The sequence below is a fragment of the Paradesulfitobacterium ferrireducens genome (genome assembly GCF_017310645.1).
Classification (GTDB): domain Bacteria; phylum Bacillota; class Desulfitobacteriia; order Desulfitobacteriales; family Desulfitobacteriaceae; genus Paradesulfitobacterium; species Paradesulfitobacterium ferrireducens.
Map to the genome: position 1 here is coordinate 13,401 of NZ_JAFLRH010000040.1, position 25,826 is coordinate 39,226.

Below are 25,826 nucleotides of genomic sequence, written 5' to 3' on the forward strand. Positions count from 1 at the left end.
GATGGACAGCATTATCTTCAGTATCCGGATGAATATTTAGTTTGTCAATTATTATTTTCAAAACGCGACAGTAAATGAGAGCGGCCAGGAATACCTGACCGCTCTCCGGATGACTTCATTTATTTATTTAATCCCTGATATCTTCACCGTGAGCCATTTGTTCCTCGGCATACTCAACCATTTTCTTTACCATATTGCCCCCGATTTGCCCAACTTCACGAGTAGTCATATTGGCATACCCGCGCTCTTCAATATCATCATCGAGATTAAGCTCTTGGGCCACTTCCCATTTTAATTTGTCCAATTGGGCTTCGGATTCAGGAACTTCCGGTTTATTTCGGCTCATATAACCATCCTCCTCTGCTATTTCCGGAATGAAGGAAGAATTCCAAGTGCAATTATAGCTTGTGCATGTTACATCTAATTATGATCATAAAAATTTTCATAATAAGAAAGGGCCATCCAAATAAAGCGGTTTTTAGCTTTTATTTGCCGGTTACTAAGTTAATAAATTTTCCTTATAAAGAGAAAAAAGCAGCCCACCTCAAAGGCGGGCATAGAGCAGAGGGGTTAGATTGAGGAGGAGTGAGATGAGAAGGTAACCAGTGTATTCGAACACTAGTTGTGAAAGTTGGTGCTTTTCACAATTAGATTGTAACCTATTTCTCAAAGTTTGACTACCCCTTTTTACAAATTCAGAATATTAAATTATTTATACTCTTGCACTTTTATTGACTCCTCTAAAATGATCGAGTTTTGAAGAATTTGTCCTATCTTACTGGAATTCTTTACAAGAATACGTTAAACTGAAAAGTGATGAAAGGAGTGGTGAGATGCGCATAGCGGTCATAGATGGACAAGGTGGCGGTATTGGTAAGCATATCGTAGAACAACTGCGTAAGCGCATTCCCAATCTGGAAATTCTGGCACTGGGCACCAATGCCTTGGCTACCGGAGCTATGCTTAGAGCCGGCGCGAATGAAGGGGCATCCGGAGAATCAGCGATCTGTTATAATGCAGGCAGAGTGGATTTGGTTGCTGGATCGATTGCGATCATGATGGTAAACGGTTTATTAGGTGAAGTCACGGCTCCAATGGCAGCGGCCATTTCGACTAGCCCGGCAGATAAACTCTTACTTCCGATCCAAAGAGAGAATGTGCAAATTGTTGGGGTGGCTAAAGCACCATTGCCGCATCAAGTGGAAGCCCTCGTTCTTGAAATAGAGAAGCGTGTTCAGGCTAAAGGTACATATGAATGACGTATAGCCATAATAAGAAAACTATTCAGTATAAGAAAAATGAATTGACAGGAAATATAAAAGCACTTAAAATTAATTCATACTAAATCTATTGGAAATGGGGTAATTAAAATGAGGATCGCTGGTTCCATCATTGATTTAATTGGGGAAACCCCTGTGGTTCGCTTAAACCGGATTACTGAGCCAGGTTTGGCGGAGGTTTATGTAAAACTTGAATATTTTAATCCGGGAGGAAGTGTTAAAGACCGGATTGCCTGGGGCATGATTAAGGATGCGGAAGAACGGGGCTTGCTTCAAGAGGGCGGAACGATTGTTGAGCCTACCAGCGGCAATACCGGGATAGGTTTGGCGATGATAGCCGCAACTCGTGGTTACCGTCTAATTATTGTAATGCCGGAGACGATGAGCATTGAACGGAGGATGCTCATGGCTGCTTTTGGTGCGGAGATTGTGCTGACTCCGGGAGCGTACGGCATGAAAGGTGCAATTGAAGAAGCCAGTCGGCTGGTTCAGGCTAATCCCGGGTATTTTATACCGCAGCAATTTGAAAACCCGGCAAATCCGGCGACCCATAGAGAAACCACTGCACTGGAAATTTTACGCCAGTTGCCCGATCTTGACGCCGTGGTGGCGGGAGTAGGGACCGGGGGTACCATCACAGGCGTCGCTGAGGTTTTGAAAAAAGAAAAACCAGGTGTAAAGATTTTTGCAGTGGAGCCTGCGGCGTCGGCTGTATTATCCGGTAAAAATCCGGGTCCGCACAAAATCCAGGGAATTGGTGCGGGGTTTGTCCCAGAAGTGTTGCGACGGGATTTAATTGATGAGATTATTCCGGTCTCAAATGAAGATGCGTTGGGGATGGCACGCAGGCTTCCGCGCGAAGAAGGAATTTTAGCGGGGATTTCTTCCGGAGCTGCCGTGGCCGGAGCCCTGCAAGCCGTCCGGAAATTGGGGGCGGGAAAGAAAGTGTTGGCGATTGCTCCGGATACGGGCGAGCGTTATTTGAGCACGGAACTATTTAGTTAACTTTACAAAAGAAAAACCCCTATGCTACAATGATTTGTGGACTAATGCAAGGGGGAGTCATCGTGTCTGGACATTCAAAATGGGCTAATATTAAGCATAAAAAAGCCAAGGTGGATGCGCAGAAGGGAAAAATCTTCACCAAACTTGGAAGAGAGCTGATTGTAGCGGCGAAGGCCGGCGGTCCGGATCCTGCCAATAATTTCCGCTTAAAAATTGCCATAGACAATGCGAAAGCTGCCAATATGCCGAATGACAATATCCAAAGGGCCATTCAAAAAGGTGCCGGCGGCGGGGAAGGCTCCAACTATGAGGAGCTGCAATACGAGGGATACGGGCCCGGCGGTGTTGCAGTGATGGCCACGATCTTGACGGATAACCGCAACCGGACAGCGGGAGAAGTTCGCCACATTTTTTCCAAAAACGGCGGCAATCTCGGGGAAACCGGCTGTGTCAGCTGGATGTTTGAGGAGAAAGGTCAGTTAACCGTTCCGCGTTCTGAGCTAAAGGTGAGTGAAGATGATTTAATGCTCATGGTGCTAGAAGCCGGAGCGGAAGATATGCAAAGCGAGGATGAAAGCTTTCAGGTTTACACGGAGTCAACCGAGATGGAAAGTGTACGGCAAGCCCTGCTCGACCAGGGAATTCCGATTTCGGAAGCGGCTGTGACCCTAATCCCGCAAAACACGGTGGAAATTGCGGATGCCGAGCAGGCGCAAAAGATCATCCGCTTGATTGAAACGCTTGAGGAGCACGATGATATTCAAAATGTCTACACCAATTTTGATTTGGCGGATTCTCTGTCCGAAGCGGATCTCTAATTTCTGTGGACACCCATGAGCACCAATCAACGGCGGATAAGTTATGAACAAATAGGAAAAACCCTCCCGAAGACGGGTGATGATCTTTCTCGGGAGGGTTCTTATATTAGAGGAATCATCCACCAGCTGTCGAACTACTACAGGTAAATCTTATCCCATTGTGCATACCGGTGAGCAAGGCAGGTTGCCAGGGAAGACGTGACCGGAGGAAGAGGATGATTATTTTAGGCATAGACCCGGGAACCGCGATCATGGGTTATGGGCTGATCGAGAAAAAGGGAAATGTCTTAAAGGCCCTGGACTATTCCGCTTGGCGGACTGAGGCCAATACCCCGTTGCCGGAACGCCTGCTGCTCTTACATCAGGAATTAACCGGATTGATAAGCAGCCGGCGGCCGGACGAAATCGCAGTGGAACAACTTTTTTTTAACCGCAATACCACCACTGCCCTGGCAGTCGGACATGCCCGGGGGATTGTGCTTTTGGCTGCAGCCCAACACGACATTCCTGTGTTTGAATATACCCCGCTCCAGGTCAAACAGGCGGTTGTCGGCTATGGCAAAGCGGAAAAGCAGCAAGTCCAGCATATGGTAAAAGCCCTGCTCGCCTTGTCAGCCATTCCCAAGCCGGACGATACCGCGGATGCCTTGGCGATTGCGATTTGCCATGCGCACAGTTTAAAAATGAATAATAAACTGGGGGGATCACCGTGATTGGAATGCTGCGCGGAAAGGTCTGGGAGGCAGCAGGGGAGCGCTTGGTTTTAGATGTCAATGGGGTCGGGTACATACTCTCCGTTCCCAATGTCTTGTTAAATAAAACGAAAGTCGGACAGGACTTAACGCTCTATACACACCTTATTCCTAAGGAAGATGAGTTTTTGTTCTTTGGTTTTGGAACGATGGCTGAAAAGCAATTGTTTTTGGCCATGCTTTCTGTGAATGGTATCGGCCCGAAGACTGCCTTATCCATTCTCTCTACTTTCACCGTAGAACAAGTCGAAAGTGCGATTGCCCAAGAGAATGTGGGTTTGCTCACTAAAGTTCCGGGGCTTGGCAAAAAGACGGCCCAACGGGCGGTTCTCGAGTTAAAGGAGAAGTTTAAAATCCGTTCGGGAGACAAATTCATCTTGGAACCGGCTGTCGCTGGTTCCGACGTTTTAGACAGCATGCTTGCCTTGGGATTTAGCCTGGAGGAAGCGCGCTGGGCCCTCTCTCAAGTTCAAGGGCAGGGTTTGGAAGAAGCGCAGAATCTAAGCACAGAGCAGCAATTAAAGCTGGCCTTGCGTTATCTCAGCGCAGCGAATACGCGCTAGAGGGGAGAAGATGATGGAAGAACGTTTGGTAGCTCCTCAGGAACAAATGCTGGATCAGGAAGGTGAGGTTCTAAGACCCCACCGCTTGCAAGAGTACATCGGACAAACCAAAGTCAAAGAAAACCTGCAAATCTTTATCCAGGCCGCCAGCAGCCGGGGAGAAGCCTTGGACCATGTCCTCTTATACGGCCCTCCCGGTCTGGGCAAGACGACCCTGGCCAATATTATTGCCGCCGAAATGGGTGTGAACATTCGTACCACCTCAGGCCCAGCCATTGAGCGTCCCGGGGATCTGGCCGCGATTCTAACGACCCTGGAGCCGCGCGATGTTCTCTTTATCGATGAAATCCACCGTTTAAGCCGGACTGCTGAGGAAGTTCTTTATTCTGCCATGGAGGATACCTGTTTAGATATTGTGATCGGGAAGGGCCCGAGTGCCCGCTCTGTCCGCCTGGCTTTGTCTCCTTTTACGTTAGTGGGGGCAACGACCCGTGCCGGGCAGCTCACTTCCCCGCTCAGGGACCGGTTTGGGGTCATCAGCCGTTTGGAGTTTTATACTGTAGAAGATTTGATGACGATTATTTTGCGGACCGCCAATATTTTGCGTTTACCGATCTCGGAAGAAGGGGCTTATGAAATCGCCTGCCGTTCGCGGGGCACACCCCGGATTGCCAACCGCCTGCTTAAACGAGTGCGGGATTATGCGCAAGTTTGGGAAAACGGGGTAGTGAGCCGTCAGCTGGCCCGGGAGGCCTTGGACCGCTTGGAGGTTGACCCCAAAGGCTTGGATCAGATCGATCGTAAAACCATGAGTACGATTATCCATACCTTTGCCGGCGGTCCGGTAGGACTCGAGACCCTGGCAGCCACCATTGGAGAAGAGGCGGAGACGATCGAGGATGTGGTCGAGCCGTTCCTGCTGCAAATGGGTTTTTTGCAGCGCACCCCTCGTGGGCGTATGGCCACGCAGAAGGCGTACGAACATTTGGGGATTCCCGTACCGCAGACGGAAAAGGGATTATTCGGGGATGAATAACCAGTGTCTACGTAACATGAAGTGAGCCGGGAAAGAATATAAGGAAGGAAAAACGGGCAATCTGTTCAGAGAGTGAGGTGTATTGTGTGCGCCTGAAATTGAGCAGAATGCCTTTTCTTGTAACTTTGTTATCGGTTTTCGGCATTGTTATTTTGACATTATCCCTATTAGCCCAGCCGGTGTTCGCGAAAGAAATTAAAGTGAAACTTGTGTGGAAGTTTGCACAAGCCGGGTGGTTAGAAATAGCGATTACCGGAGGTGCTTATACACTGAGCGGGTATCCCCCGGCCGCCGTTATGCCCCCGGGCTCGGTACTTCAAGTCGGCTGGGGAGGATTAAGCCCGGTGATACGATTGAATCATGGGGATTATGCGATCTTTGCCAACGAGACTTTGGAACTTAAGCCGCAGGGTTCCGGAACTTTTAAAATTAAAGATCCTTCCGGCACGGAAGTGGTTTACCGTGGCAGCCTTGCCCTGACCTGGCAGGGGGCTCATTGGAATCTGATGAACACACTGGAGGAAGAAGATTATCTTAAAGGCGTGGTGCCGATGGAAATGAGCAATGAATGGGCCGAGGGAGCATTTGAGGCTTTGAAGGCCCAAAGTGTGGCAGCCCGCACCTTTATGGCCAGGCACACCCAAAATAATCAAGCGATAACAGATTCTCCGGATATTGACCAGGCTTATTTAGGGAAGACTGTAGAAGGGGCAGCTTCTGCCGCTGTAGAAGAAACCAAGGGGGAGATATTGATTGATGCCCGCTCCCGCCAGCCGATAGATGCCCTTTACTCTTCTCATAACGGCGGCTATACCGAAGATGCGAAAAACGTCTGGGGCAATACCGATGCCCATTACTCTTCCCGCCCTGATCCGTTTTCCCAAGGGGTCGGAGGAGCGGTAGACCGATGGCATTTTGTCATTTCTGCGCCGGCTTTAGGCAAAACATTTGGCTTAGGCCCGATCAGAAGATTGTCCCTTGACAAATTGCCCTCCGGTAGGGTAAAAATGGTGAAGATGGAAGACTGGCTGGGACAAGCGCGTGACATTTCAGGACGTGAATTTGTGAAGGCTTTTTATCCATTTGGCCAGCCGATTAAAGAAGAAGCAGTGCTGGGAAGCCTGTTCAGTGTGGAATTCATTAGGTCGGGCTCCCGGGAAACAGGAAGCACGGGCTTGATGCTTTCTAAAGGATTAAGCCCGGGGCCCCGACTAGACCGGATGATAAGTTCTTACCAAGGAATAGCTCCTCAAAGTCAGCCGTTCGGAGTGTATGTGATCAATGGCCGCGGCTGGGGGCACGGTGTCGGGATGTCCCAGTGGGGTGCCTACCGCATGGCCCAACTCGGCAATAGCTACAGGGATATTCTCACTTATTATTATGAGAATACGATTATTGTTCAAAGAGAGTAGACTTCTGCCCTGTTACATTCATCAGTGTTCAGCGGAGCAGCATGGATGTCTGAGTACTTTTTTAGAGATAGGAGACTCACGCTTGAAGACTTCGGATTTCGATTTTCATCTACCGGAAGAACTCATCGCCCAAACTCCGGTAGAACCTAGGGATTCGTCCCGCCTCTTGGTTTTAGATCGGGAACGGCAGACTGTAAACCATAAAATCTTTCATGATTTGCCCGGCTTGCTAAAAGCCGGGGATTTGCTCGTGCTTAATCATACCAGAGTGCTGCCGGCCCGCCTGATTGGAGTGAAACAGGAGACAGAGGCCAAGATTGAACTGCTGCTCCTACGCAGGGAAGAACGGGATGTCTGGGAAGTTCTGATCAAGCCCGCCAAACGCCTCAAGATTGGGAATAAGGTATTATTCGGCGAGGGAATGCTTGCGGCTGAAGTGATTGAGGTCTTGCCGGACGGCAACCGCAAAGTCCGCTTCCAGTACGAAGGTGTCTTCGAGGAGTTATTAGACTGTCTGGGGCGTATGCCGTTGCCCCCCTATATTCGGGAGCAATTGGAGGATCAGGAGCGCTACCAGACTGTCTATGCCAAAGAAAGCGGCTCGGCGGCTGCCCCGACAGCCGGGCTTCACTTTACCCCGGAATTGCTCGCAAAGCTGCAAGAACGGGGAGTGGAAACCGCAGAGATATTGCTGCACGTGGGGCTGGGCACGTTCAGGCCGGTTAAGGCGGAAAGGATCGAAGAGCATGTGATGCACTCGGAATACTACCGGGTGCTGCCTGAAGCCGCTGAGCAGATTAACCGGGCCAAAGCTGAGAAACGGAGGGTCATTGCGGTGGGTACGACCGTGACCCGGACCTTAGAGTCCATTGCTGATGCCGAGGGCTTAGTGAGAGCGGGAGAAGGGTGGACCGACATCTTTATTTATCCGCCCTATCGCTTCAAAGCAGTGGATGCTTTAATTACGAACTTTCATTTCCCCAAATCAACCTTGGTCATGCTTGTCAGTGCCTTTGCCGGGAGGGAATTTCTGCTTCAGGCTTACGAAACAGCGGTGCGGGAGCGTTACCGCTTTTACAGCTTTGGGGATTCCATGTTGATTATTTAAGGCAAATTATTATAGTAAAGTTATCTTAAATTGGCGTTAGGATGTGAAGGGTTTGCCTGCGATTCATTTGGAAATACTGAAAGAAGATACGCGCACGCGTGCTCGCTTGGGAAAACTGCATACCCCCCATGGCGTGATTGATACGCCCGTTTTTATGCCGGTCGGGACCCAGGCCACGGTCAAGACCATGACCCCGGAGGAGCTTACAGACTTGGGTGCCGGCATTATTTTAAGCAATACTTATCATCTTTTTTTACGCCCCGGACAAGATTTAATCAAAGAGGCCGGGGGGCTTCACGCCTTCATGCATTGGGACGGGGCCATTCTAACGGACAGCGGCGGGTTTCAGGTGTTTAGCCTGGGTGACCTGCGAAAGATCAAGGAAGAGGGCGTGGAATTCCGCTCCCATTTAGACGGTTCCCGCCAATTCTTAAGCCCGGAAATCGCAACCCAGGTTCAGATGGCCTTGGGTTCAGACATTGTCATGGCTTTTGATGAATGCGCTCCATACCCCTGCACGCATCAATATGCCAAGGATTCCCTGGAGCGGACCACCCGCTGGGCCAAACGCTGCCGCGACACCTTGACCACGACCGACCGCCAGGCCTTGTTTGGCATAGTGCAGGGCGGGGTGTACCGGGATTTGCGCGAACAAAGCGCAGCTGAAATTACTGGGCTGGATTTGCCTGGGTATGCAGTTGGCGGGTTAAGTGTCGGGGAGCCTAAGGAAATTATGTATGAGGTGCTGGAGTACACGGTTCCGCTCTTGCCCCGGGATAAGCCCCGTTATTTAATGGGAGTGGGTTCACCCGATGCCTTAATTGAGGGAGTAATGCGCGGGATCGATATGTTTGACTGCGTCCTGCCCACGCGCATTGCCCGCAATGGCACGGCCATGACCCGTTTTGGCAAGCTGGTGGTGCGTAATGCCAATGTCGCCAGGGATTTCACGCCGATTGACCCGACGTGCGACTGCTATACCTGCCGCAATTATTCGCGGGCCTATGTCCGTCATCTGCTGAAAGCGGATGAAATCCTGGGGCTGCGCCTGATGACTATTCACAACCTGCGCTTCCTCCAAATTCTTATGAGAGAAATCCGCGAAGCCATTGCCCAGGAGCGACTGCCGGAATACCGGGAGCGGTTCTTTGCGGACTACGGCTATGACAGCCGGGATCAAGCTGCGGAAAATGGGGAGAGTTGTTGAATAAAATTTGTTTGTTATTGGCAGGATTTTGACCAGGGTGTGCTGAATAGTTGAGTAATTTGGGAAAAATACAAGTGTGAGAGAAAAAAGGAGGACCATTAATGCCAAGTTCAACCGTTACCCTAGTCCTTTATTTTGCAGTGTTTTTCGGTATCGTGTACTTTCTCATGATCCGGCCCCAGCAAAAGCAGCAGAAACAACGCCAGGCCTTATTAAGCAGCTTGAAAGTCAAAGACAAAGTCATTACGGTCGGCGGAATCCATGGCAAAATCATGAAAGTCAAAGACAAATCCGTCATCCTGCAAATCGCGGACAAAGTGGAAATTGAAATCGCCAAAGCCGGGATTGCCAGTGTGGAAAACCGGGAAATCACTGCGGATGACAAGAAGAATAAAGAGGATAAAAACAATAGTGATGAGAGTGGAGAAAAGGCGGAGCAGGAAAAAGCAGAAGCTTAAGTATGTGAGCAATAGTATAAAAAGCTAGCTTAAAATGAAAAGCTAGCTTAAAATCAAAAGCAAGTGGTAAAGCCGCTTGCTTTTGAATTAGAATTCCTTAGGGATTACCACTAATGGGGGCCAATATGGGGAAAGATGCTTATGAAGAAAAAGTGCGCGCCGAGCTCAAGGCCTGGGGGAGGCAAAACTTAAAGCCTCCGGGCCTGTGGGAGCGGGCATCCAAGGGCATGCAGGCGAAAATTAACGATATGATTCCGGATAAGGTCCATACGCTTTTGACTGCAACCGTGAAAGGATTGGTTAAGACCGTGCTTTTTGGGCTGGAGTTCGTTCCGAAAAACGCGCCTGCGCAAGGGTTGTCTTTAGCGGAACGGGACCGATGGGCTTTGAATTTGTTATCCGACTATAAAAAGATTGCAGCGGCTGAAGGGGCCGGTACGGGAGCCGGCGGCTTTGTTCTGGGGATGGCAGATTTCCCGGCCTTAATGGCGATTAAGATGAAATTCTTGTTTGAACTGGCACATGTTTATGGGTTTTCAACACAAGATTATCATGAACGCCTTTTTCTGCTCTATGTCTTCCAACTGGCTTTTTCCAGTCAAGAACAAAAGCCGAATTTGTACCATGCCATTGCTCACTGGGAAGAGACCGTGGAAAAATGGCCTTCCGGAACAAAATACCTGGAACAGATTGATTGGGAAAAGTTTCAGCGGGAGTACCGGGATACGATCGATTTGCGCAAGATGCTGCAGATGCTTCCCGGAGTGGGAGCCGTCGTAGGTGCGTGGGCCAATTACGGTCTCTTAGAGGAGCTGGGCCAGGTAGGAATGAACTGCTATCGACTGCGCCTGCTGCCGGTGGAGGAAAGAGTGCATGAATAAGGTGACCATCGAAGAAATTAAGGCGGATGCTCTGGTTCAGGGATATATCGAAGGCGGGAACCGCCATCTGGAAGCTCTTGGCTACACCGAACACGGGTACAGGCATGTGGGTTTGGTTGCTCATATTGCCTCCAACATTCTGCAAAAACTTGAGCATAGTGAGCGGGAGCTGGAGTTGGCGGCGATTGCTTCCTATCTCCACGACATTGGTAATGTGATCAATAGAAACAGGCATGCCCAGATTGGCGCGGTGCTGGCGGCTCAGATTCTGGAGCGGTACGCGCTGCTTCCGGAGGAAATTGCGGTCATCATCGGTGCAATCGGAAATCATGACGAGAGTGACGGGCATCCGGTCAGTGCCGTGTCGGCGGCGCTGATTCTTGCGGATAAATCGGATGTTCACCGTTCCCGTGTCCGCAATCATGATCCGGCTACGTTTGATATTCACGACCGGGTAAACTATGCGGTAGAGCATTCCTTTTTACGCGTTTACGGCAAAGATAGAATTGCCCTTGAATTAACCATTGACACGAAGATTTGCCCGGTGATGGATTATTTTGAAATTTTCCTGGCGCGCATGCTTTTATGCCGGAAAGCTGCTGAATTTTTAGGCGCAAATTTTGAACTATGGATTAACAGTGTGAAACTGCTGTGAATAAATTGACACTGGGACAAGCCAAGCCTTATAATTAATTTTGGCATGGGCAAGTCCCATTATTGTTAAAAGGGAGGAACATAGATGAGACGGGGAAACATCATCAAGCTCGCAGCACTCGTGCTGCTCGCAGCCTTAGCCGTGGCATTTTCGATTCAACCCCTCACAAATACCACTAATGGTATTCCATTGGGACTTGACTTGCGCGGCGGTGTCCACTTAGTGTTGCAGGCTCAGCCGGGTGCCGACGGAAAGGCAATCACCCGGGAAGATATGGACAAAGCCAAGGCGATCATTTCAAAACGGGTCAATGATTTAGGAGTTTCAGAACCTTATATTCAGACGGATTATGATAAAAAGAGAATTATTGTCGATTTAGCCGGGGTTCAAGATCCTGACAAAGCCGTGTCGGTGCTTAAAACTACGGCCAAGCTTACTTTCCGCGATCCGCAGGGTAATGTGGTGCTGGAGGGGGATGAGCTGAAAGATGCTCGTGCCGGACAGAATCAACGGGGAGAATTTGTGGTTAATTTGACGTTCTCACCCGAAGGCGCCAAGAAATTCGCTGATTTAACGACGAAATATGTGGGACAACGTATCAGTATTAACCTTGATGAAAAAATACTGACAAATCCTCAAGTTAATGAACCGATTCCCAATGGTCAAGCAGAGGTTACCGGATATTCCTCCATGGAGGATGCGGCCAACGATGCCGTGCTTATCCGCTCCGGTTCATTGCCTGTAAGTATGAGCATCGCGGAGAAACGGCAAGTGGGCGCTTCTCTAGGTGTTGATTCTCTGAATAAAAGCATCCAGGCGAGTATTTACGGCTTAGTCTTTATTGTGCTATTTATGCTGCTCTTCTACAGGCTGCCCGGATTGGTGGCCAACTTCAGCCTGGTGGTATTTGCCTTGATTATGCTCTGGGCCTTATGGCTGTTCCGAGCAGTCTTAACCTTACCCGGAATTGCCGGCTTCATCTTGTCGGTGGGGATGGCGGTGGACTTAAACATTATCGTCTACGAGCGTATTAAAGAAGAGCTGCGCCTGGGCAAATCCCTGCGCGCCGCGGTTGAAGCGGGATTCAGCCGGGCCTTCATTACCGTATTTGACTCCAACCTTACCACCATGTTTGCAGCGGCTACCCTGTTCTTCCTCGGAACGGGGTCGATCAAAGGGTTTGCGATTACCCTGGGTCTGGGTATTATCGCCAGCTTGTTTACGGCCATCACCTTTACGCGTATGATTCTCCGCTGGATCGTGGGTATCAGCCCGCGCATGAGTACTTTCTGGTTTGGCGTAAGGAGGGAAGCATAATGGCTCAGAAAAATACATCCCAGACCCCCTCAACGCCCGCGGCCAAGGCGGAAACCTATGAACAAGTGCAAAAGATGCATCCTCTCTATTTTAATATCGTTAAAAGACGGTACTGGTGGTTTGCCATCTCGCTTATTGTCATTATTCCGGGGATAATCTCCCTCTTTGTGCAGGGTTTGAACCTGGGGATTGACTTCAAAGGCGGCACCATGCTTGATATGAAGTTTAATAAACCCGTGACCCAAACTGCGATTACCGACAGTTTGAATGCCGTAGGGTTGGATGGGAGCGTTCAGCTGTCAAATGGAGCTACCGTTGCTCTCATCAGAACAGATGCTCTGGAAGAAGATAAACGCAACCAACTCCTAACCGCGATCCAGCAAAAGGCAGGGGATTTTGACCGCGCTTCTCTCAAAGAAGATAAAGTCGGCCCGGCTATGGGGAGAGAACTCACCAGCAATGCGTTTTGGGCTTTGATTATTGCCTCGGCCTTGATGCTTGCCTATATCTCTTTCCGCTTCCAATTCGCCTTCGCGATTTCAGGAATCATCGCCTTGCTGCACGATGTCTTGGTTACCGTCGGGATCTTCTCGATTTTCCAGATCCAGATTGATTCGACCTTTGTGGCCGCTGTCTTAACCGTTTTTGGTTATTCAATTAATGATACCGTTGTTATTTTCGACCGTATCCGTGAAAATGAAACCCGCATGAAACGCGGAGAAAGCTATGAAGATGTGGTCGATAAATCGGTGTGGCAGACCATGGGTCGTTCTATTAAGACCGTCGTAACAGTTTTAATTGCCCTTCTTTCCATCTTTCTTCTGGGTGGAGAATCGACAAAGGTCTTTGCCCTGGCTATGCTGATCGGGGTGTTCAGCGGAGCTTACTCTTCAATCTTTAATGCCAGCCAAATCCTGGTTGAGATTCGGAAGCATTTCGGCAAAGGTGGAAGAGTGGTCAAGGCACGGGCCTAGCTCAAAGAGAAATATTGATAGCTTAGAAAAAGAAAATACCTTGTTGAGTCAAAGATATTAACGCAAACTTACCCTTGGACAAGTCCTGGGGTAAGTTTTCCTTTAGCTAATCAGGAAGTTTTCTTTATCCTAAACCGGCGTATATTTGTATAATGACAAGGTTTAGCGCTGTGTACTATAATAGGTACATAACCTTAGAGGAGGGTGACCTGTGAGAATTACGGGAGCAGAAGCAATTATTGAAAGTTTAAGAAGAGAAAATGTCGAAGTTGTATTTGGTTATCCGGGGGGAGCCGTGCTCACCCTTTATGACGCTTTGCATAAGGCTGACTTCCATCATATCCTTACCCGCCATGAGCAGGGGGCAATCCATGCAGCTGACGGGTATGCGCGGGCTACCGGCAAAGTGGGAGTGTGTATGGCCACTTCCGGCCCGGGGGCCACGAACTTAGTGACCGGAATCGCCACCGCCTATATGGATTCGATACCGATTGTGGCCTTTACCGGACAGGTGGCGGTTCCTTTAATCGGACGGGATTCTTTTCAGGAAGCGGATATCCGCGGAATTACCACCCCGATTACCAAACACAACTACCTGGTGAAAAAGGTTGAAGACCTGCCGCGTGTGATTAAAGAGGCTTTTTTTATTGCCCGCACCGGGCGTCCGGGTCCGGTGGTGATTGATGTGGCCAAAGATGTGTTCGCGGCAACCTTTGAGTACGAGTATCCTGAAAGTGTGAACCTGCGGGGTTACCGCCCCATCTTCGAAGGGGATCAAAGCGCGATAGACCAAGCGTTTGAGGCCATAGCTGAAGCCAAGAAACCGCTTATTTTTGTCGGGGGTGGGGTAAACCTGGCCAATATGGCGCGCGAAATCACGGAACTGGCGGACTTAACCGGCTTCCCGGTTACTTCGAGCTTGATGGGGCTTGGCACGGTGCCGGCTGACCATCCTCAGCATCTGGGCATGGTAGGGATGCACGGCACCTATGCCGCCAATATTGCGACTACAGAATGTGATCTCCTCATCGGAATCGGGGTTCGCTTTGATGACAGGGTTACCGGGTTGCTGGCGGATTTCGCGTCTAAGGCCAAAGTGATTCACTTTGACATTGACCCGGCCGAGATTAATAAAAATGTTTTAAGTGATATCCGGGTCGTGGGTGATTTGCGCTGGTCGCTGCCAGCGTTGCTAACCAAAGCCGGAAACAGGAAACCCGGGGAATGGAGAGCTCCTATCGCGGACTGGGGCCGGCAAGTTAAAACATGGGCCCAGGATAAACCGCTTAGCTATGAACAGAGAACCGATGTGATAATGCCTCAGGCTGTCATCGAAAAAGTGAGCGAATTGACTCAGGGAGAAGCTGTGATTGTCACGGATGTGGGGCAGCATCAAATGTGGACGGCCCAGTACTACCGTTTTAAAAACCCCCGTTCATTTCTCACCTCAGGTGGGCTTGGAACCATGGGCTATGGACTTCCTTCCGCTATTGGAGCGCAAATGGGCAAGCCGGATCAGACCGTCTTTCTCTTTGCCGGAGACGGCGGGATCATGATGAATTGCCAGGAGATTGCGACCGCCGCCAATAATAATCTCCCGATCAAAGTGATTATCTTGAATAACCAGGTCTTAGGGATGGTGGCCCAGTGGCAGCGCATGTTTTATGAGGGTCGTTTAGCCCATACCAGCCTCAAAGGGCGCACTGACTTTGTCAAGCTCGCTGAGGCTATGGGTGCTACGGGTTTGCGCGTAAGCAAGCCGGAAGAATTAGAGCCAACCTTAAGGAAAGCCATGGAGATTCCAGGACCGGTCTTTATTGATGTGATCGTGCCCTCGACGGAAGATGTTTTGCCCATGGTTCCTCCAGGAGCCCGTCTGGACCAGATCATTATGGGGGGTGAATAAAACATGAAACACACCTTAGCAGTGTTGGTAGAAAACAGGCCGGGGGTTTTGACCCATATTTCCGGACTGATCAGCCGCCGGGCGTTTAATATTGAGAGTATCGCCGCCGGGTATACGGAAGAACCGGATACCACCCGGATCACCATTGTGGTGGAAGCGGATGAAATTGAATTAGAGCAAGTCGTAAACCAGCTCTCAAAACTGGTCGATGTCATTAAGATCAGCAATTTGACGGCGGGAGATTCCATCCACCGGGAGCTGGCGTTGATAAAGGTGAAAGCCAGTGCAGAGAATCGTTCCAATGTGGTGGACATCGTCGATATCTTCCGTGCCAAAATCGTGGATGTGAACCGGGAAACCATGGTGATTGAGCTCACCGGGGAAGAAACTAAAATTGACGCCTTGTGCGAAGTGCTAAAAGACTATGGCATTATTGAAATCGTGCGTACAGGTAAAATCGCCCTCTCTCGCGGGCCGGTTCCTGCGAAAGAACTATAAAGATTTCCATACTCCCCTACCCAGTTGAAATAATCTTTGAAATTTCTGATTGACACATACCGGTATAGGGTATTAAACTCAGAATAACATAAAGATTAAGACGCAGACGGGTTCCAAGAAAAAGGTTGGGGGGGAAAAGATATGGGTCAAGAAGTATCGTTTAAGGATTATGCAATTGTAGCTTGCGGCACGATGATTCCGGAGTTAAATTATCTCAAAGAAACAGGCTTCTTGGACGCTAAGCTTCTGTATACGACACCCGGACTTCACCAGGTGCCGGAAGAATTGGAAAAACAATTGCAGAAGCAGCTTGATCTGGCCAAAAAACAGGCTAAAAAAATTATTGTGGTCTACGGCGGAAAATATTGCTACATTAATATGCGTGATTCCTACCGAACCATTGATACCGTGATTGATGAGATGCGGGAAGACGGATACTATATTGCCCGTACTCAGGTAGAAAACTGCATTGATATGGTTGCGACTGTCGAGGAACGGGAACGGATCGCCCAAGGGCGGAAAATCTGGTGGTGTACTCCAGGGTGGCTTAAATACCGGGAACTCGAATTTAAGGGTTGGGATAAGGCCAATGCCAATGAAAACTTTGGACAATATACCGACGGTGGCCTGATGCTTGATTCGATCAACTTTTTTGATGAGTACGCCCTAGAACATGTGGAAGAAATTCTGGATTTCTCGGATTGGGCTTCGATACCGCTTGTGGCGGAGCCGGTAGGCTTAGAGCGCCTAAAAGAAGTTTTGATCAGCGCTCTGGCCGAAGAGGACCGCTAAAAGGAAAATAGACCGAAATGATTTGCCGTGGAATTTAATAGGGTTTAGAATCACCGGCTCGTTCTTCTGAAGAAGGACGGGCCTTTTTTATACTTAATTTTTTTCGGAAACAATGAGCACTTTTGACATAAGGGCATATTTTGTATTAGACCCATATAATTCCAGTGAGAAAGGAGAAGGCAATATGGCGTTTGCGGGACCGGCAGTTGACGGCTGCGGACCGAACTTCTTACCGGGAATTGCGATAGTAGTGGTAATTATCCTCTTGCTTATTGCAATGGGTATTGTATTCTAAAGGAATTAAAACTCAATTTTAGGAGGTAAAGACATGTACGGATTTGGATACGGAGCAGGAGCTTATGCCGGTTATGGATGCGGCGTTGGAGTAGGGTATGGCTGGGGCGTTGGTGTAGGCATCATCGCGATTGCTATTCTGATTCTGATTGCTCTGGGTGTAATCTTCTAATTAAGCGAATAGACAGTGGACTCTGGACTCTCTCTTAACTGATTAAAGCACATCATCTTATGTTTTGAAGGAGGTATATTATTATGGCATACGGAGCAGGTGTTGGTACGGGTTGGGGAGCAGGTATTGCGATCGTCGTTGTAATCATTCTTCTCCTCATCGCGCTCGGTATTGTATTCTAAAGATAGATTCGGCGGCCTTAGGGTCGCCTTTATTATTTCTAAGGCTGACCAGTGCGTTAATGAATTAACGGAGAAAAGCTGCTGTTTCCTCAAATCATGCCTTAAAAGTAAGAACTGCCCGGATCCGGAAATCCATGGGCAGTCTTTTGTGCATAGAATCTTGATAATGAGCGAGATTAAGATAGCAAGATCTGAGAAAGAACGAGATTAAGAGCAGGGATTTACCACCACCAACGACGCCAGCCCCACCATGGCCAGCCCCAGCCAAAGCCCCACCAGGGCCAGCCCCAAAACCAACGACCCCACATAGGTTGCCCCTCCTTAGTCTGATAGTTTAGGCGAGTGCGGACACTACCTAGTACACAATATGTATATTAATGGATAGATGTTCCTCGAGTGGATTATTAAGGAAATATAGATTAGAACTTAGGCCTGTGGGACATACTATGCAAAAAGACAGGGAAGGATGCTCATTGGGACTTGTTCCGATGATTTTGTTGGAGGCGCTGGTACTGCTATGTGCCGGGCTGGCGTTTGTCGCCGGGATCCGGGGGACGATTGTGGCCGTTTTTATGCTATCCATCCTGAATTGGATGATGCATGATTCGGCGGTTTTTTGGCGCTGGGAAATTCCCTTAATAATTGGGGCAGTCCTCGGAATCGGTGTTTTATTTGGCCTAAACCGTAAAGCCGGCCGGAGCAATTTTACCACTGGCTTTGTGGGAGGGATTATTAGTCTGGTTGTATTTGCTGCCTTTATTACGCCAATCTTAGCGGTTGTGATCTGGCTGCTTATATTCGGGACCGGTCTTATACCTGCCCCCAAGAAGGGGCAGGTGGCTTGGGGATTGGCCCCTTCCGCCTGGCGCTTGCTCTTGGGCGTGGCTTTTATTATATATGGCAATTTTCTAGCATTTTAGGAATAACCATAGTTCCTGCTTGCACAAACGTAACTTATTTGTTATCTTATACATAGAATAACAATGTGTCAGGCTAAAACGGCTGGGCCCAAATGCTGGGCAGCGGAGCTTGAATTCCGTGGGACTTCCTTTACTGGTGGAAGTTCCTTTTTTACGTTATTTTGAGATAACAACGGGAAAACTTTTTAGGAGTGCAAGGCAGATAGGAGTGTCAGGGATGGAGGAGAAAACAAAGGTCGCTTCCATGTCAGTAATATCCAATTCTTTTTTGACCGTAAGCAAAATGGTCATCGGAGTTTCCAGCGGTTCCGTAAGTATCCTGTCGGAAGGGATCCATTCTGGTATTGATTTGTTTGCTGCCATTATCGCTTTTTTTGCAGTGCGTGAATCCGGTAAACCGGCTGATGCTAAACACGCCTACGGTCACGGCAAGATTGAGAATGTATCCGGAACCGTGGAAGCCTTGCTGATTTTTGTGGCAGCCACTTGGATTATGATCGAGGCCTTTCATAAATTAACGACCGGCTCGCAGGTTGAAAGCCTTGGCTGGGGCCTTGTCATTATGGGCCTTTCCGCCGGGCTCAACTTATTCGTATCGACCATGCTGATGAGGGTGGCGAAAAAGACGGATTCGGTTGCCCTGGAAGCAGATGCCCTGCACTTGCGTACGGATGTCTATACTTCGGCGGGGGTATTTATCGGACTCCTTCTCATTTATCTTACCGGTTGGAGTATGTTTGACCCGTTGGTGGCGATAGTGGTGGCCGTGCTGATTATCAGGGCAGCGATTCGCTTAACCCAGGAAGCTTTCCTGCCTCTGGTGGATGCGAGCTTGCCTGCTGAAGAAACGGAAATCATTGCCTCTATTATCAATAAGCATGGGCATGAGTTTGTGGAGTTTCACAAATTGCGCACCCGCAAGGCCGGGGCTGAACGTCACATTGACTTACACCTGGTGGTTCCGAAAGATACCTCGGTTGCCCAGGTCCACGATTTGTGCAACCGGATTGAAAATGAGATTAAGGGAGAACTGCACGAAGCCCATGTCCTGATTCATTCCGAGCCGTGCACCGACCGCATGACATCCTGCGCCGAATGCCAGGAGACGGAGCGGAAATGCAATCATAAAAAAGGTCAAGGATAAGGAGTTGAGAACTTGTATATTTTAATGCTTTCATTAATTTTTGCCCTGCTGGTGGCAATTTTTGCAGTCCAAAATGCGGCTCCGGTAACCATTAACATATTTTGGAGTGTTAAAGAAGTGCCGCTGGTTTTGGTTATATTCGCTTCCGCGGTTGCAGGAGCCTTGATCGTGTTTCTGCTTGCGCTCTGGCGCGAGTTTAAGCGTAAGAAAGGGGTGCCTGATCCCAAAAGCGCGTCGCCTGATCCCGAAACAGATCGTAATGTAAAGAACCAAAAAGACTAAGGAGACAGCCCTTCTCATGGGTATAAGTTGCTGTCCCAGTCCCCTTTGCTTTATAATGAATAGGTCTGGAGGAAATAAGCGTGCGCAAAATTTGGATGGTTTCCAGTTCTGACAGATCGATTGCCCGGGAACTTGTCGAAACGCTCGGGATTTCGACCGTTCTCGCGGACATTTTAGCGAAGCGCGGGATTAAAACTCCCCGGGAAGCGGTCTCTTTTTTAAGACCGAGCTTACTTAGCCTTCCGTCTCCTTTCTTATTTCGTGACATAACGAAAGCGCTTGAGCGCTTGGCTTTAGCCCGCGAAAGGGAAGAGAAGGTGCTTGTTTACGGGGATTATGATGTTGACGGTGTGACCAGTACGGCCCTTGTTTATCGGGTTCTCATTGATCTGGGATTTAAGGCTGTGACCTACATACCCAGCAGGCAGGAAGAAGGATACGGGCTTCATCAAGAAGCAATCGCGCGGGCTGCTCAGGCAGGGGTAAAAGTCCTGATCACAGTGGATTGCGGTATTACTGCCACCGAGGAAGTTGCGTATGCCACTGCCGCCGGAATCGATGTCATCATTACGGACCATCACGAACCGCCTGAGATTTTACCGGCGGCCTTAGCTGTGCTTAACCCCAAATGTGAACCCGCTTACCCGTTTCAGGAGCTGGCCGGGGTCGGGGTTGCATTTAAGCTAGTGCAGGCTTTGCTGGAGGAGATTGGCAGACCCGGTGCGGAGAAAGAAGTCCTGGACTTAGTAGCCTTGGGTACAATTGCGGATGTGGTGCCCCTGATAGGGGAAAACCGGATCTTAGTTCATTATGGCTTAAAAAAGATGCAAGAGGCGCCGCTGCTTGGGCTCGAGGTTTTGCTTGAGGAATGTGGGCTTAGGGGGAAAGAACTCAAAGCAGGCCAGATTGCGTTTATGGTAGCACCCCGGATTAATGCGGCCGGCCGGCTGGACAGCGCCCGTAAAGGATTGGAGCTTTTGCTCACCGGAAAAGGGGAGCGCGCCTTAGAACTGGCCCGGGAGCTAACGAAGGAAAACCTGGCCCGCCAGCGTCTGGAACAAGAAATTTTGGCCAAAGCAGTGGAACAGATCGAACAAGGCCCGTTACCCAAAGTCATTGTCATCTCAGGGTCCGGGTGGCATCATGGGGTAATAGGAATTGTAGCTTCCCGCCTGGTTGAGCGCTATTATCGCCCGGTTTTCATTATGGGAGAAGAAGGGGAAGAGGCTAAGGGGTCGGCACGGGGGATTCCGGGCTATCACGTGCTCGAACAGCTAAAGACGCAGGCGCATTTATTACATAAATTCGGCGGTCACCGTCAGGCTGCCGGTTTTTCCCTGGCAGTCAAAGATATTGCGCATTTGCGGGCTGCCCTTAATGAACAAGCTGAGTTCTTGGCGCAAGAGGTTTTTCAGGAAGTGCTCAAGATAGACTGCGTTCTTAAACCCACAGTGCTTACTGTTGGCTTAGAGCAGGAGTTAGAAAAACTCGCACCCTATGGTTTCGGCAATCCCTCTCCGGTTCTTGCTGTTAAAGAGATGCCGGTACACCGGATAGAGGCGGTGGGTCAGGAAGGAAAACACCTGAAACTTCATCTGGGCGAGGACGGTTATCTCGGGGGGATTGCTTTTCGCCAGGGGGAGCGCTTGGAAGAATTAGCAGACAAGCCGGCTTTGGATCTGGCCTTTAACCTGGAATTGAATACGTTCCAAGGGCAGGAAAGAGTACAAGTCGTTGTGAAAGATATCGAGGACGCTGCCATTTGGTCGGGGGAAGGGCTTGCCGCATCCGAAGCAGCGGCTGCACTCGATAGCCCCGGTCCCGGCTTTCATGATCCGGATGTTAATGGGACAAGTTATGCCTATCAAGGGCGGGAGGGGTTGGCTCAGTTCTATTGTCTGCTCCAAGCTGCAGCCAAGATGGAAAACCCGTTCCTTTGGGACGTGCAGGAAGAGCAGCGGCAAGCGCTGCAGATTTTCGAAGAATTGGGGTTTATCCGCTGTCTGGGCGGAAGCAGGAGGATCATGCTGGAGCTGTTGCCGGTCAAAGGGAAGCTGTCTTTGGAATCCTCCCTGCGGTATCGCTGTAGTAAAGTATGATTTGGAAGGAAGGGAAGAGCATGGATATTAAAGAGCATATCCGGGTGATCGAGGATTTCCCTAAAGCAGGAATTTCATTCAAAGACATTACGACGTTGCTTAAAGATGGCAAAGCTTTTCAGGCAGCGATCGATGAGTTGATTAAGACGCTCAAACCTTGGCAGCCGGAGGTGATCATCGGCCCGGAAGCCCGGGGGTTTTTGTTCGGAGCACCGGTGGCTTATGCCCTGGGTCTGGGTTTTGTACCCGTGCGCAAGCCGGGGAAACTTCCGGCTGCAACCGTAAGCCAGACGTATGATCTGGAGTATGGAACCGATACCCTGGAAGTGCATGCAGATGCCCTTCACCCCGGACAAAGAGTGGCGATTGTCGACGATCTGCTCGCGACTGGGGGTACGACCCTGGCCACGGCCAAATTGGTGGAAAAAACCGGAGCCCAGGTGGTGGGCATGGCCTATTTAATTGAACTTAGCTTTTTAGAGGGAAGAGAGCGGCTTAAAGATTATGAGGTCTTTTCTTTAGTCCAGTATTAGGACGGTCTTTTTTTAGCGAATCAGAAAGCATAAGTCTGAGGGCGCATAAGTGCAACTAAGGCTTCCGCCTGCGGCGCAAGCCAAGTTTTCTTTAAGTTTGGAGGAGAGGAGCTATGGCATGTCTCTGGAGGAGTTAATGGCAAAACTGCCCCCAAACCTTCCTGCGTCACATCTTAATATCATCACCAAGGCCTATCAATTTGCGGAGAAGGCGCATTGGGGACAGCATCGCATCTCCGGAGAGAACTATATTCAACATCCTCTCGAAGTGGCGCTGATTCTGGCCGGGTTTGAACTGGATGAAAGTACGATTGCGGCAGCCCTTTTGCATGATGTGGTGGAAGACACTGCCTATACGTTGGCTGATGTGGAGCGGGAATTCGGTTCGGAAATTGCGATGCTGGTCGATGGGGTGACCAAGCTCGGCCGGATTGAATACAAGACGAAAGTAGAGCTTCAGGTTGAAAATCTGCGCAAGATGTTTTTGGCTATGGCCAAAGACATCCGGGTCATTCTCATTAAACTGGCGGACAGGCTGCATAATATGAGAACGCTTAAGTACCACTCTCCGCAAAAGCAGAAGGAGATTGCCCAGGAGACACTGGAGATTTTCGCTCCTTTGGCCAACCGCCTGGGTATCTTCCGCTTCAAGTGGGAACTTGAAGATTTAGCCTTCCGTTACTTAAAACCGCAGGAATATTATGATTTGGTCGAAGGAATCGCCCTCAAAAGGCGGGAGCGCGAAGCGCAAATTAACGAAGTCATTGAGCAGCTGCGCCTGCGCCTGGATGAAGTGGGAATCCATGCCGATATTTCCGGGCGGCCCAAACATTTTTACAGCATTTATCGTAAAATGGTGACGCAAAATAAGGAATTAAATGAGATCTATGATCTCACTGCAGTCAGAGTCATTGTAGATTCTGTCAACGACTGCTATGGAGCTTTGGGCATTGTGCATACCTTATGGAAGCCGATTCCCGGGCGCTTTAAAGATTATATTGCCATGCCCAAACCGAATATGTATCAATCCCTGCATACCACCTTAATCGGGGCGCATGGTGAGCCGTTTGAGATTCAGATTCGGACCTGGGAGATGCACCGCACCGCTGAATACGGGATTGCCGCCCACTGGAAATACAAAGAAGGGGGTAAATCTCCGGCTGGGAATTTCGAGCAAAAACTTTCCTGGCTGCGCCAACTTTTAGAATGGCAGTATGACTCCCGCGATGCCGGGGAGTTCATGGAATCTTTGAAAATCGACCTCTTCGCGGATACGGTGTTTGTGTTCACTCCCAAAGGAGATGTAGTCGAGCTTCCGGCAGAATCCTGCCCCATCGATTTTGCTTACCGGGTGCACACGGACGTGGGGCACCGCTGTATCGGAGCTAAAATTAACGGCCGGATTGTGCCCTTGGATACCAAGCTTCATAATGGAGATATTGTTGAAATATTAACCTCTAAGCAGGCGGCCGGACCCAGCAGGGACTGGTTGTCCTTTGTTAAGACTTCCCAGGCTAAAAACCGGATTAGAGCCTGGTTCAAAAAAGAGCAGCGCGAGGATAATATCAACCGGGGCCGGGAGAGCCTGGAACGGGAAGTGAAAAAGCTTGGCCTGGAACCGGCCGGCGTCCTGAAACTGGATTATTTGCTGGAACTGGCTAAAAACAATAATTATACCACAGTCGAGGATCTATTTTCCGCAATCGGGGATGGCACCCTTAGCGCCAACCGGGTTCTGGGGCGCTTGAAAGATGAGGTAACGAAAGAAGAACGGGAAAGGCAACAGCTTATTAACCTGCAGCAGGGAGAACCCAAAAGCCTGAGCGCCTATGGCAAAGCCTCCCATGGCGTGCGGGTCAAAGGGGTGGACAATGTGCTGGTGCGTTTTTCCCGCTGCTGCAACCCTTTGCCCGGGGACAAAATCGTCGGGTATATAACGCGGGGCAGGGGAGTATCGATTCACCGCAGTGATTGTGAGAATGTCCAGTCCCAGATCGGGGAGGAACACCAACGCCTGGTTGAAGTGATGTGGGATGGACAAACCCAGGCATCGTACCCGGTGGATATCCAGATTCTCGGCCTGGACCGGGCCCGGCTGGTCACAGATGTGATCAACGCGGTCATGGATACCCGTACTTGTATTTTAGGGATCAATGCGCGCGTGGGCAAAGACAAATCTGCTTATATCCAACTGAGTATTGAAATCAGCAATCTGGATCACTTAAACCATGTTCTGCAGAAAATCCGCCGGGTTAAAGATGTGGCTGAGGTAAACCGAATGCATTCCGGAGGGAAATAATGTGCGTAGTGTGGTGCAGCGGGTAAAAAAAGCCGCAGTAAGGGTAGACGGAGAAGTTGTCGGACAGATCAGGTCCGGGTTTTTAGTCTTGCTGGGGGTAGGGGAAAAAGACACGGATGCGGATGCAGCCTGGATGGTAGAGAAAATCGCAGGCTTAAGAGTTTTTGAAGATGCAGACGGGAAAATGAATCTCTCGCTGCTGGATGTGAACGGGGAAGTGCTGCTGGTATCCCAGTTTACGCTTTACGGGGATTGCCGCAAAGGAAAACGCCCCAGCTTTTCTACTGCGGCCCCGCCTACGCAGGCCCGTGCTTTGTTTGAGCAAGTAGTGGGAGCGATGAGAGCAAAGGGATTTATAGTTGAGACAGGGATTTTTCAGGCAGACATGGACGTAGAGCTGGTCAACAACGGGCCGGTGACTTTGCTGTTGGATAGTGAGAAGAAGTTTTAAAAGAGTAGTCAGGAGTCAGTACTCAGTAGTCAGAATAGAGAACCGGAGAAAATATATCTCGGGGCATTCTGAATTCTGACTCCTGACTCATGAATTCTAACAAAATTTACGAGGAGGTAAGGATAATGATTGAAGGTCGTCCGGTAGGAGTGATGGGGGCTAATTGTTACTTGGTCTACTGCCGAGAGACAAAAAAAGCGGCAGTAATTGACCCGGGAGCAGAAGGGAAAAAGATTTACCGTTGGGTCTTGGAGAAGGAACTGAAAGTGGAGTACATTTTGCTAACCCATGGCCACGCGGATCATATCGGGGCGGTGGATGAGCTTAAGGAACTTTTGGGAGCCAAGGTTGGAATTCACTCCGCCGATGCCGACATGCTCACGGACGACCGCCAGAATCTTTCCTATTATTTCGCTCCGGTGATCAAGATGCAGCCAGCTGACATGTTGCTCTATGATGGACAAGAATTAACCGTGGGGCACGAGAAAATCACGGTGCTGGCTACCCCGGGACATTCACGCGGCAGTGTATCATTCCTTACAGCTGACGGTGTGATTAGTGGAGATACCTTGTTTGCCGGTTCCATCGGGCGCACTGATTTTCCCGGCGGCTCTCTCGAACAATTGCTACAGGGTGTAGAGCAGAAGCTTTTGGTCTTGCCGGATGACACGCCTGTGTATCCCGGGCATGGGGAAGCTACGACGATCGGCACGGAAAAGCGGGTCAATCCGTTTTTAGTATAGTTCAAGAATTTTAATTAGGTTTTTTAGAGTTGTTCGTCCACACAT

At 49.6% G+C, this 25,826-nt stretch carries 27 protein-coding genes; 26 read left to right on the plus strand and 1 reads right to left on the minus strand.

All coding sequences use genetic code 11. The features are described 5' to 3' along the window. Positions 1-127 precede the first annotated feature (127 nt). Entirely contained in the window at positions 128-346 is a 219-nt protein-coding gene (locus J0X21_RS12760; RefSeq protein ID WP_206812588.1) for an alpha/beta-type small acid-soluble spore protein, read from the minus strand. 487 nt (positions 347-833) lie between these two features. On the opposite strand from J0X21_RS12760, the gene J0X21_RS12765 reads away from it, so the two are divergent. The 26 genes from J0X21_RS12765 (at position 834) to J0X21_RS12890 (ending at position 25,781) form a co-directional block, all read left to right on the plus strand. Beyond that, entirely contained in the window at positions 834-1,259 is a 426-nt protein-coding gene (locus tag J0X21_RS12765; protein ID WP_206812589.1) for a DUF3842 family protein, read from the plus strand. Between the two features lie 111 nt (positions 1,260-1,370). Continuing rightward, positions 1,371-2,285, plus strand: a complete 915-nt coding sequence (gene cysK / locus J0X21_RS12770) for a cysteine synthase A (RefSeq protein ID WP_206812590.1) — start codon at positions 1,371-1,373, stop codon at positions 2,283-2,285. Positions 2,286-2,347: 62 nt separating this feature from the next. Next, positions 2,348-3,103, plus strand: a complete 756-nt coding sequence (locus J0X21_RS12775; protein ID WP_206812591.1) for a YebC/PmpR family DNA-binding transcriptional regulator — start codon at positions 2,348-2,350, stop codon at positions 3,101-3,103. Between the two features lie 215 nt (positions 3,104-3,318). Then, positions 3,319-3,816, plus strand: coding sequence for a crossover junction endodeoxyribonuclease RuvC (ruvC, locus tag J0X21_RS12780; RefSeq protein ID WP_206812592.1), 498 nt, complete (start codon positions 3,319-3,321; stop codon positions 3,814-3,816). Beyond that, complete coding sequence (gene ruvA, locus J0X21_RS12785) at positions 3,813-4,418, plus strand: Holliday junction branch migration protein RuvA (protein ID WP_206812593.1); 606 nt, start codon at positions 3,813-3,815, stop codon at positions 4,416-4,418. Before ruvC ends, ruvA begins: the two co-directional genes overlap by 4 nt. A gap of 13 nt (positions 4,419-4,431) precedes the next feature. Beyond that, complete coding sequence (ruvB, locus tag J0X21_RS12790) at positions 4,432-5,454, plus strand: Holliday junction branch migration DNA helicase RuvB (RefSeq protein WP_206812594.1); 1,023 nt, start codon at positions 4,432-4,434, stop codon at positions 5,452-5,454. An 86-nt stretch (positions 5,455-5,540) separates the two neighbouring features. Beyond that, positions 5,541-6,866, plus strand: coding sequence for a SpoIID/LytB domain-containing protein (locus tag J0X21_RS12795; RefSeq protein WP_328812893.1), 1,326 nt, complete (start codon positions 5,541-5,543; stop codon positions 6,864-6,866). Positions 6,867-6,948: 82 nt separating this feature from the next. Beyond that, positions 6,949-7,974: a tRNA preQ1(34) S-adenosylmethionine ribosyltransferase-isomerase QueA gene (gene queA / locus J0X21_RS12800; RefSeq protein WP_206812595.1), complete on the plus strand. Its 1,026-nt coding sequence runs from the start codon at positions 6,949-6,951 to the stop codon at positions 7,972-7,974. Between the two features lie 52 nt (positions 7,975-8,026). After that, positions 8,027-9,181, plus strand: coding sequence for a tRNA guanosine(34) transglycosylase Tgt (gene tgt, locus J0X21_RS12805; protein ID WP_206812596.1), 1,155 nt, complete (start codon positions 8,027-8,029; stop codon positions 9,179-9,181). Positions 9,182-9,282: 101 nt separating this feature from the next. Further along, positions 9,283-9,639 carry a preprotein translocase subunit YajC gene (yajC, locus tag J0X21_RS12810; protein ID WP_206812597.1) on the plus strand — a complete coding sequence of 119 codons (357 nt, stop codon included), beginning with the start codon at positions 9,283-9,285 and terminating at the stop codon, positions 9,637-9,639. 125 nt (positions 9,640-9,764) lie between these two features. Next, positions 9,765-10,520, plus strand: coding sequence for an EcsC family protein (locus tag J0X21_RS12815; protein WP_236006250.1), 756 nt, complete (start codon positions 9,765-9,767; stop codon positions 10,518-10,520). Beyond that, positions 10,513-11,175 carry an HD domain-containing protein gene (locus J0X21_RS12820; RefSeq protein WP_206812599.1) on the plus strand — a complete coding sequence of 221 codons (663 nt, stop codon included), beginning with the start codon at positions 10,513-10,515 and terminating at the stop codon, positions 11,173-11,175. Before J0X21_RS12815 ends, J0X21_RS12820 begins: the two co-directional genes overlap by 8 nt. Positions 11,176-11,259: 84 nt before the next feature. Next, complete coding sequence (secD, locus tag J0X21_RS12825) at positions 11,260-12,492, plus strand: protein translocase subunit SecD (protein ID WP_206812600.1); 1,233 nt, start codon at positions 11,260-11,262, stop codon at positions 12,490-12,492. After that, entirely contained in the window at positions 12,492-13,466 is a 975-nt protein-coding gene (gene secF, locus J0X21_RS12830; RefSeq protein ID WP_206812601.1) for a protein translocase subunit SecF, read from the plus strand. The genes secD and secF overlap by 1 nt, the downstream gene beginning before the upstream one ends. A 211-nt stretch (positions 13,467-13,677) precedes the next feature. Then, a complete protein-coding gene (ilvB, locus tag J0X21_RS12835) occupies positions 13,678-15,372 on the plus strand; it encodes a biosynthetic-type acetolactate synthase large subunit (protein WP_206812602.1) in 1,695 nt (564 codons plus the stop codon). A 3-nt stretch (positions 15,373-15,375) separates the two neighbouring features. Next, a complete protein-coding gene (gene ilvN / locus J0X21_RS12840; RefSeq protein WP_206812603.1) occupies positions 15,376-15,870 on the plus strand; it encodes an acetolactate synthase small subunit in 495 nt (164 codons plus the stop codon). Positions 15,871-16,011: 141 nt separating this feature from the next. Next, a complete protein-coding gene (locus J0X21_RS12845; RefSeq protein ID WP_206812604.1) occupies positions 16,012-16,662 on the plus strand; it encodes a DUF1638 domain-containing protein in 651 nt (216 codons plus the stop codon). Positions 16,663-16,990: 328 nt separating this feature from the next. Then, positions 16,991-17,128 carry a hypothetical protein gene (locus J0X21_RS12850; protein ID WP_206812605.1) on the plus strand — a complete coding sequence of 46 codons (138 nt, stop codon included), beginning with the start codon at positions 16,991-16,993 and terminating at the stop codon, positions 17,126-17,128. 655 nt (positions 17,129-17,783) lie between these two features. Then, complete coding sequence (locus tag J0X21_RS12855; protein ID WP_206812606.1) at positions 17,784-18,230, plus strand: hypothetical protein; 447 nt, start codon at positions 17,784-17,786, stop codon at positions 18,228-18,230. A gap of 217 nt (positions 18,231-18,447) precedes the next feature. Then, positions 18,448-19,374, plus strand: a complete 927-nt coding sequence (locus tag J0X21_RS12860; RefSeq protein WP_206812607.1) for a cation diffusion facilitator family transporter — start codon at positions 18,448-18,450, stop codon at positions 19,372-19,374. Positions 19,375-19,386: 12 nt separating this feature from the next. Beyond that, a complete protein-coding gene (locus J0X21_RS12865) occupies positions 19,387-19,656 on the plus strand; it encodes a LapA family protein (RefSeq protein WP_206812608.1) in 270 nt (89 codons plus the stop codon). Between the two features lie 95 nt (positions 19,657-19,751). After that, positions 19,752-21,755 carry a single-stranded-DNA-specific exonuclease RecJ gene (gene recJ / locus J0X21_RS12870; protein ID WP_206812869.1) on the plus strand — a complete coding sequence of 668 codons (2,004 nt, stop codon included), beginning with the start codon at positions 19,752-19,754 and terminating at the stop codon, positions 21,753-21,755. A 20-nt stretch (positions 21,756-21,775) separates the two neighbouring features. Next, the gene (locus J0X21_RS12875) at positions 21,776-22,288 is read left to right on the plus strand and encodes an adenine phosphoribosyltransferase (protein WP_206812609.1); all 513 of its coding nucleotides are present in this window, start codon (positions 21,776-21,778) and stop codon (positions 22,286-22,288) included. A gap of 118 nt (positions 22,289-22,406) precedes the next feature. After that, complete coding sequence (locus tag J0X21_RS12880) at positions 22,407-24,587, plus strand: RelA/SpoT family protein (RefSeq protein WP_206812870.1); 2,181 nt, start codon at positions 22,407-22,409, stop codon at positions 24,585-24,587. Position 24,588: 1 nt separating this feature from the next. Next, positions 24,589-25,038 (plus strand): D-aminoacyl-tRNA deacylase, encoded by a 450-nt coding sequence (gene dtd, locus J0X21_RS12885; protein WP_206812610.1) that lies wholly within the window; start codon positions 24,589-24,591, stop codon positions 25,036-25,038. Positions 25,039-25,163: 125 nt separating this feature from the next. Further along, entirely contained in the window at positions 25,164-25,781 is a 618-nt protein-coding gene (locus J0X21_RS12890; protein ID WP_206812611.1) for an MBL fold metallo-hydrolase, read from the plus strand. The last annotated feature ends 45 nt before the right edge of the window (positions 25,782-25,826 follow it).